Source organism: Dietzia sp. DQ11-71 (assembly GCF_014144995.1).
Lineage (GTDB): Bacteria > Actinomycetota > Actinomycetes > Mycobacteriales > Mycobacteriaceae > Dietzia > Dietzia kunjamensis.
Genome location: NZ_JAALDT010000018.1, coordinates 1 through 7,522, shown reverse-complemented (window position 1 = coordinate 7,522; position 7,522 = coordinate 1). Strand labels below are relative to the sequence as shown.

The window sequence follows — 7,522 nt, the reverse complement described above, 5'->3', positions numbered from 1 at the left end:
GTCCGCGGTGGCGCGCACGGCGTCGAGCCGGCGACGGGCCCGTCGTCTCAGGCGGGCGGCGGGCGCGGCTCGGCGAGTCGGCGTCATGACGTCAACCCTGCCGCACCCCCGTGGGGCCCCGCCGCCCGGGTCAGACCGTCGATCGGCCGCCGGACCGGACCGGGGGTCAGATCGGTGGGGTCAGATAGGTGGGATCAGATCCTCACGAGCATCTTGCCCACGTTCGCGCCCTTCATCAGATCGAGGAACGCGTCGACCGAGTTGTCGATGCCGTCGACGACGGTCTCGTCGAACACGATCTCGCCCGAGGCGACCCACGGCCCGACCTTCTCCGCGAACTCCTTGAACAAGTGCATGTACTTGTTCACCGTGAAGCCCTGCAGGGTGAGGCCACGGGTGATGGCGTGCCACATGTTGTCCGGACCGGGGCTGCGCTCGGTGGCGTTGTAGGAGCTGATCGCGCCGCACAGGGCCAGGCGGCCCCCGTCGTTCATCAGGTCGAGCGCGGCCTCGAGGTGGTCACCGCCCACGTTGTCGAAGTAGACGTCGATGCCCTCACCGTCGCGGGCGCCGAAGTGCCCCCGCAGGAGCTCACGGACCGAGCCGTCCTTGTAATTGATCGCGGCGTCGAAGCCATAGCGCTCCGTGCACGTGGCGACCTTCTCCGCGCTGCCGGCCGAGCCGATGATCTTGGACGCGCCCTCGAGCCTGGCGATCTGGCCCACCGCGGAACCGACGGAACCCGCCGCACCCGAGACGAACACCGACTCGCCCGCCCGGAACCGTCCGATGTGCATGAGCCCCACGTACGCCGTGAGTCCGGTGGTGCCGAGGATGCCCAGGTACGCCGAGACCGGCACGCCGTCGATCTCCTCCACCACGCGGAACTGCCGACCGTCGGCCTGCGCGACGTCACGCCACCCCAGGTCGTGCAGGACCACCGCACCGACGGGGTGGGCGTCGGACCGCGACTCGACGACACGCCCCACCGCGGCACCGGTCATGGTCTCGTCGAGCTCGAACGGCGGGATGTAGGAGCGCCCCTCGTTCATGCGGCCACGCATGTAGGGATCCACGGAGACGTACTCGTTGGCCACCCGCACCTCGCCCTCGGCGAGCTCGGGCAGGTCGACGGTGACCGTGCGGAAGTTGTCGTGGGTCGGCCATCCGCGGGGGCGGCTCGCGAGCTGGATCTGCGTACTGGTCGTCATCTCTACTGTCTACGCGCACTCGCTGCGGGGCTGCCACCGCCGGCCGCTCTAGTAGGCTTCCCGATCGTGCAGGACCAGCCCCTCCCCGATCCCACCTCGGCGACGCTCCCCGACGAGCGCGTACGCGGCGAGATCGTCAACGACTCCCACACCTTCCGCCGGGCCGTCGCCGACCTGCGGCAGGGGCTCAGCCAGCGCGAGCTGTGGTTGTCCCTGGGCTGGCAGGACATCAAACAGCGCTACCGGCGGTCCACGCTCGGTCCCCTGTGGATCACCATCGCCACCGGCGTCATGGCCGTCGCGCTCGGCCTGCTGTACTCGATCCTCTTCCAGATCCCGCTCGCCGAGTTCCTCCCGCACGTCACCGTGGGCCTCATCATGTGGGGCTTCATCTCCGGGTGCATCAAGGAGGGCTCCGAGGTCTTCATCGCCAACGAAGGCCTGATCAAGCAGTTGCCCAGCGCGTTGAGCGTCCACGTCTACCGCCTGGTCTGGCGGCAGTTCCTGTTCCTGTGTCACAACCTGGTGATCTGGGTGGTGCTCATGCTGGTCTTCCCGCGCCCCCTGGGCTGGGACCTGCTGCTGTCCGTCCTGGGACTGGCGGTGCTCATGATCAACGGCGTCTGGGTGGCCATGCTGTTCGGCATCCTCGCCACCCGGTTCCGCGACATCGCGCCGCTGCTGGACTCGATGGTGCAGCTGCTGTTCTACATGACCCCCATCGTCTGGACCACGCAGACGCTCTACGAGCAGGGCGGGGAGATCGCCGAGCGGGCCCGGATCGCCGAGCTCAACCCGCTCTACCACTACCTCGAGATCGTCCGCGCCCCCATGCTCGGGGAACCCACCGCCGCCTATCACTGGTGGATCGTCCTGGGCTGCACCGCCGTCGGTCTGGTCCTCGCGTTCGTGGCCCTGCGCCAGTTCCGCTCCCGAGTCCCGTACTGGGTGTAGGAGATATATCCCATGAGCTCCGCTGTCCCCACGCCCGGCGGCGTGTCCATCGACTGCGTGGACGCCTGCGTCGACTTCCCGATCTTCGACGCCAAGTCGCGATCGCTCAAGAAGGCCGTGCTGGGATCCGCCGGCGGCGCGATCGGCCGGAACGCGTCCAACGTCGTCGTCGTCGAGGCCCTCAAGGACATCACCCTCTCCCTCCGGGAGGGCGACCGGATCGGGCTGGTCGGCCACAACGGGGCCGGCAAGTCCACGCTGCTGCGCCTGCTCTCCGGGATCTACGAGCCCACCCGCGGGGCCGCCCGGATCCGCGGTCGCGTGGCGCCGGTCTTCGACCTGGGCGTCGGCATGGACCCGGAGATCTCGGGCTACGAGAACATCATCATCCGCGGGCTGTTCCTCGGGCAGACGCGCAAGCAGATGAAGGCGAAGGTCGAGGAGATCGCCGACTTCACCGAGCTCGGCGAGTACCTCGACATGCCACTGCGCACCTACTCCACCGGCATGCGCGTCCGCCTGGCGATGGGGGTGGTGACCTCCATCGACCCCGAGATCCTGCTGCTCGACGAGGGCATCGGTGCCGTGGACGCGGAGTTCATGAAGAAGGCGCGGGTCAAGCTCGCCGAGCTGGTCTCCCGCTCCGGCATCCTCGTGTTCGCCTCACACTCCAACGAATTCCTCGCGCAGCTGTGCGACTCGGCCATGTGGGTCGACCACGGCCGGATCCGCCAGCGCGGCAGCATCGAGGAGATCGTCACCGCCTATGAGGGCCCCGAGGCCGGGCGCTCGATCGGCGAGTACATCGGCAGGATGCACCATGAGGACTGAGCGGCAGGGCGCGGGCCGCCCGGGCGGTGCGGGCGACACGCCCGGGTCGGACGCCCCTGCGGTGATGGGCTCGGACCTGCGCGCCCAGAATGGTCCCGACACGCAGCACAACCCCGCCGGAAGCGAGCATTCCGCCAGCGCAACCCAGCGGGGCGGCGACGGGCGGCGCGTCGTGGCCGTGGTGGTCACGCACCGCCGGCTGGAGCAGCTGCGCGCCTCGCTCGAGGTGGTGTGCGGCCAGACCCGCCCGATCGACCACCTGGTGGTGATCGACAATGCCGACGAGCAGGCCGTGCGAGAACTGGTCGAAGCCCAGCCGGTCGAGGCCACGTACATCGGCTCAAAGCACAACCTGGGTGGCGCGGGCGGGTTCGCACTGGGGATGCTCCACGCCCTGGCCACCGGGGCGGGCCTGGTGTGGTGCGCCGACGACGATGGCCGCCCCGAGGGGCCCGAGGTGCTGGCGACCCTGCTGGGCTGCATGGACCGCCACGGGCTGGCCGAGGTGTCGCCGGTGGTGTGCGACCTCGACGATCCCGACCGTCTGGCGTTCCCGCTGCGGCGCGGCCTGGTGTGGCGACGACACCGCTCCGAGCTGTTCACGGTCGGCGGGGCCGGTGGGACGGGCGGGGCCGGTGGGACGGGCGGGCCCGCAGCACCGGCCGAGGACCTGCTGCCCGGCATCGCGTCGCTGTTCAACGGCGCGCTGTTCACCGCCGACTGCCTGGACCGGGTGGGCGTTCCGGATCTACGGCTGTTCATCCGCGGCGACGAGGTGGAGATGCACCGCCGGCTCGTCCGCTCCGGCCAGCCCTTCGGCACCTGCCTGACCACCGCCTACCTGCACCCGCAGGGCTCGGACGAGTTCAAGCCGATCCTCGGCGGCCGGATGCACACCCAGTTCCCCGACGACCCGGTCAAACGCCACTTCACCTACCGCAACCGCGGGTACGTGCTCACCCAGCCCGGCAATCGGCGACTCATCCCCCAGGAGATCCTGCGCTTCGGCTGGTATTTCCTGGTGACGAGGCGCGACCCGGCGGGCCTGCGCGAGTGGCTGCGACTGCAGCGGATGGGCGCCGGCGAGCGGTTCGACAAGCCCGGCGGCTGACCCACGAAATCCGCTACCGCGAATCCGGATCCGCTATGCCGATTGGACTCGCGGATCCGGAGGTGGAGTAGCGGATTTTGGCAGGATGGGTCCATGACCGACTGGATCGCCCTGCAGTCCCGCGCCGCCGACCTCTACGACGAGGTCCTGCCCGCCATCACCGACTGGGACGCCGCCACCCCCTGCAGCGACTGGACGGCGCACGAGGTGCTGGCCCACGTGGTCGACGAGCAATTGTGGGTGCCGGGGTTGCTGGCCGGCGGCACCGTCGACGAGGTGGCCGACGATCTGGAGGACCGCCTGCGTCGGCTCCACGAGGCGACCGGGCCGGAGCTGGTCACCGACTGGCACGCGATCCGCCCGCCGGTGGCGGCGGCGTGGCGAGGGACCCCGGACGACGACGAGGTGCACCTGTCCTACGGGCTGGCGCCCGCGAAGCACTACCTGGCGCAACAGGTGTTCGACCTCGCCGTCCACGCGTGGGATCTCGCCGTCTCCCAGCGGATCGACCTGCGGTGGGGCGACGAGCTCGATCGGGCCGTGCTGGAGTTCGTCCGGGCAGATCTCGCCGACAACCCGGCCCCGGAACTCTTCGATCCCCCGGTGCCCGGCTACGAGGGGCCGGACGTCCCCGCCCGGGACACGGCGCTGGCGCTGACCGGACGCGATCCGGGGGCGTGGCCCGTCAGGCCTCTCTGAGAGCAGCCATCGGGCACTTCGCGACGGCCTTCCGTGCCCGCTTCTCGTGCTCCTCGGGGACCTCATCGACGATGACGCGCACCACCTCGTCGTCGTCCCCCAGCTCGAACACTGCGGGGGCGAGCCCGACGCACACCGCCTGGCCCTCGCACCGGTCCGGATCCACGATGATCCTCATGACGTGCCTCCTCGTCGTCGGCCACGATCGGTTCCGTGGTCGGACCCCTGAACTTAGACAAATCGGTGCTTTTTGTCTAGGGAATTCGTGTTTTCGTCACCGGATCGCAGCCGCCCCGAACTGATCCGCCGGTAAGTTAAGCTCGCCCCGTGCCCAAGACGCTGCTGCACCGATACACCTCGAGCCCCCGGGCGTTCCCGGTCCTGGCCTCGCTCTATCCACCCCTGCTGGGCTCGGGGATCCGCATCCGCCACGTCGCACCGGACTGGACCCGCGGGGAGCTCGACATGCACGTGGCCCCGTGGACGGCCAACACCAACGGCACCGCGTTCGGCGGCGCGCTGTTCGCCGCCACCGACGTGCTCTACGGGGCGCTGCTGTCCGGGCAGCTCGGCACCGGTTACCAGGTGTGGACCAAGTCCGCGACGATCGACTTCCGTACCCCCGGACGCGGTCGTCTGCGGTGCGTCGTGGAGGTCCCCCGCGTGGAGGCCGACTCCATCCGTGAGCAGCTGACCGCGCGGCCCCGGACGAGCATCGTCCACACGGCCCTGGTCACCGACGCCCGCGGCGGGACGGTCGTGGAGGCCCGGCACACGATGTCGATCCGCCGCAGGGATTGACGGGCAGCGGTCAGAGACCTCCGCCGGGGGTCTCCCGCCGCCGGACACGGGTAGGATAATCCGGTCCCAGGCCCTCCCCGGAAAGGAACCCCCGTTGGGAGCCACCCCGCTCGCATGGTCGTTGTCAGTCGGCCTCATCATCGCCCTGTTGCTGTTCGACTACTTCTTTCACGTGCGCAAGGAGCACATCCCCACCCTCAAGGAGTCGGCCATCTGGTCCGCGCTCTACGTGGGGATCGCCCTGATCTTCGGCGGCGTGGTGTGGATCTTCGGCGGCACAGACATGGGCGTGGAGTACTTCGCCGGGTACATCACCGAGAAGGCGCTCTCGGTGGACAACCTGTTCGTGTTCCTGCTGCTGCTCACCAGTTTCAAGGTGCCGCGTGCGGGCCAGCAGAAGGCACTGCTGTTCGGCATCGTGTTCTCGATCATCGCGCGGACCGCGTTCATCTTCGTGGGCGCCGCGCTGCTCAACAAGTTCGCCGTCCTGTTCTACATCTTCGGCCTGTTCCTCATCGTCACCGCCGGACGTCTGCTGGCCGAGGACGACGAGGACGACGACGCCGACAACGTGGTGGTGCGCCTGGCCAAGCGATTCATCCCGGCCACCGACCACTACGACCACGACAAGCTGTTCACCATCGAGAACGGCAAGCGCGTCATGACGCCGATGATGATCGTCATGGTCGCCATCGGCGGCACCGACATCATGTTCGCGCTGGATTCGATCCCCGCGATCTTCGGTCTCACCCAGAACGTCTTCATCGTCTTCACCGCCACCACGTTCTCGCTGCTCGGCCTGCGCCAGCTGTACTTCCTGCTCGACGGCCTGCTCGACCGGCTCGTCTACCTCAAGTACGGGCTGGCCGCGATCCTCGGCTTCATCGGCGTCAAGCTCATCCTCCACGCCCTGCACGAGAACAACCTCCCGTTCATCAACGGTGGCGAGCACGTGGACGTGGTGGAGGTCCCCACGTTCCTCTCGCTGGGCATCATCGTTGGTGTGCTCGTGGTGACGGTCCTCGGCTCCCTGCTCAGCCCGGCCGGCAAGGCGCTCACGGTGCTCGGCAACCTCAAGCGACACTCGCTCGAATACCTCGACAAGGACTTCGTCGACGATCCGGTCGAGCGGGCGAAGCTGTGGGCGAAGATCGTCGAAAACGAGGACAAGCTCAAGGACATCGAGCGCAGGTACTTCGGCAGCGAGGGCGACGTGTGGGAGCTTGAGCAGCTCCTGCGGAGGGTCTGGGACGAGCAGGGCCGCTACGAGAAGGCGACCGACTACACCCGCTGACGCCGGCGGCGGGGCCGGGCCTTACCGGGGCTTCCTCACCGGGGTTCCTGACCCGGGCTCCTCACCAGGGGCTGCCTGACCACATGCCGTGCGGATCCACCGCGCCGTCCTCGCGCAACGGGGACCGGACCTCCGTCGATGGCCAGCGCGACCTCAGCACCGCCGCCGCGCGGTGCCCTTCCCCCCGACCTCCCGGAGGCGTGAGCGCGGCTGGCCCGGCAAACGGAGCGGGCACAGCGGACGGAGCGGGCGCCGCGGCCCCCTCCGGAGAGACGGGTCCTCGGACGACGATCACCGTCCATCCGGCCCGACGCAAGTGCTCCCGGTAGCGCTCGGCGGGTCTCCCGAACGACGGGGCCCGCCCGCCGGGCGTGAACACCACGCACCGGTCGAAGGGATCGGCGAGCGGCAACTCCACCGTGAAGTGCCCCAGCCGGACCGTGTGCCCGTGCCCGAACGTCCCGCACCCCGCCGCCGCCAACTCGAGCCGGGCCCGGGTCGACGCGACCGATCCCGAGAGCGGATCCGCCGCCCCGGCGACCTCACGGAAGGCCCTCGCACCACGCCCGGCGGGATGCCCGGCGGCGCCCGACAACTGGCCCGGCAGTTCGGGCAGCATCC

Annotated in this window: 8 protein-coding genes and 1 pseudogene; 6 read left to right on the top strand and 3 right to left on the bottom strand. The window is 69.4% G+C overall.

The features are described 5' to 3' along the window. Nucleotides 1-194: 194 nt before the first annotated feature. Nucleotides 195-1,211: an NADP-dependent oxidoreductase gene (locus tag G6023_RS00755; protein WP_182633831.1), complete on the bottom strand. Its 1,017-nt coding sequence runs from the start codon at nt 1,209-1,211 to the stop codon at nt 195-197. A 66-nt stretch (nt 1,212-1,277) separates the two neighbouring features. Between G6023_RS00755 and wzm the strand changes: the two genes are divergently transcribed. From wzm to G6023_RS00735, 4 genes are all read left to right on the top strand, one after another. Continuing rightward, nucleotides 1,278-2,165 carry a galactan export ABC transporter permease subunit Wzm/RfbD gene (wzm, locus tag G6023_RS00750; protein WP_069390376.1) on the top strand — a complete coding sequence of 296 codons (888 nt, stop codon included), beginning with the start codon at nt 1,278-1,280 and terminating at the stop codon, nt 2,163-2,165. A 12-nt stretch (nt 2,166-2,177) separates the two neighbouring features. Next, nucleotides 2,178-2,996: a galactan export ABC transporter ATP-binding subunit Wzt/RfbE gene (gene wzt / locus G6023_RS00745; protein WP_067714748.1), complete on the top strand. Its 819-nt coding sequence runs from the start codon at nt 2,178-2,180 to the stop codon at nt 2,994-2,996. Next, nucleotides 2,986-4,107: a galactofuranosyltransferase GlfT1 gene (gene glfT1, locus G6023_RS00740; RefSeq protein ID WP_240341220.1), complete on the top strand. Its 1,122-nt coding sequence runs from the start codon at nt 2,986-2,988 to the stop codon at nt 4,105-4,107. Before wzt ends, glfT1 begins: the two co-directional genes overlap by 11 nt. Before the next feature lie 93 nt (nt 4,108-4,200). Beyond that, complete coding sequence (locus tag G6023_RS00735) at nt 4,201-4,806, top strand: maleylpyruvate isomerase family mycothiol-dependent enzyme (protein WP_067714750.1); 606 nt, start codon at nt 4,201-4,203, stop codon at nt 4,804-4,806. Here the strand turns inward: G6023_RS00735 and G6023_RS00730 are convergent. Further along, nucleotides 4,793-4,984, bottom strand: a complete 192-nt coding sequence (locus G6023_RS00730; protein ID WP_007633389.1) for a ferredoxin — start codon at nt 4,982-4,984, stop codon at nt 4,793-4,795. The genes G6023_RS00735 and G6023_RS00730 overlap by 14 nt on opposite strands. A 149-nt stretch (nt 4,985-5,133) precedes the next feature. Between G6023_RS00730 and G6023_RS00725 the strand changes: the two genes are divergently transcribed. After that, nucleotides 5,134-5,607, top strand: coding sequence for a DUF4442 domain-containing protein (locus tag G6023_RS00725; RefSeq protein WP_067714753.1), 474 nt, complete (start codon nt 5,134-5,136; stop codon nt 5,605-5,607). A 94-nt stretch (nt 5,608-5,701) separates the two neighbouring features. Beyond that, nucleotides 5,702-6,901 (top strand): TerC/Alx family metal homeostasis membrane protein, encoded by a 1,200-nt coding sequence (locus G6023_RS00720; RefSeq protein WP_069390375.1) that lies wholly within the window; start codon nt 5,702-5,704, stop codon nt 6,899-6,901. Between the two features lie 61 nt (nt 6,902-6,962). Here the strand turns inward: G6023_RS00720 and G6023_RS00715 are convergent. Further along, nucleotides 6,963-7,522 (bottom strand): annotated as a pseudogene (locus tag G6023_RS00715) (hypothetical protein); the annotation flags it as partial.

Coding starts and splice junctions, on each gene's coding strand:
- glfT1 (WP_240341220.1), top strand. CDS start 2,986: ATGAGGACTGAGCGGCAGGGCGCGGGCCGCCCGGGCGGTGCGGGCGAC.
- wzt (WP_067714748.1), top strand. CDS start 2,178: ATGAGCTCCGCTGTCCCCACGCCCGGCGGCGTGTCCATCGACTGCGTG.
- G6023_RS00755 (WP_182633831.1), bottom strand. CDS start 1,211: ATGACGACCAGTACGCAGATCCAGCTCGCGAGCCGCCCCCGCGGATGG.
- G6023_RS00730 (WP_007633389.1), bottom strand. CDS start 4,984: ATGAGGATCATCGTGGATCCGGACCGGTGCGAGGGCCAGGCGGTGTGC.
- G6023_RS00735 (WP_067714750.1), top strand. CDS start 4,201: ATGACCGACTGGATCGCCCTGCAGTCCCGCGCCGCCGACCTCTACGAC.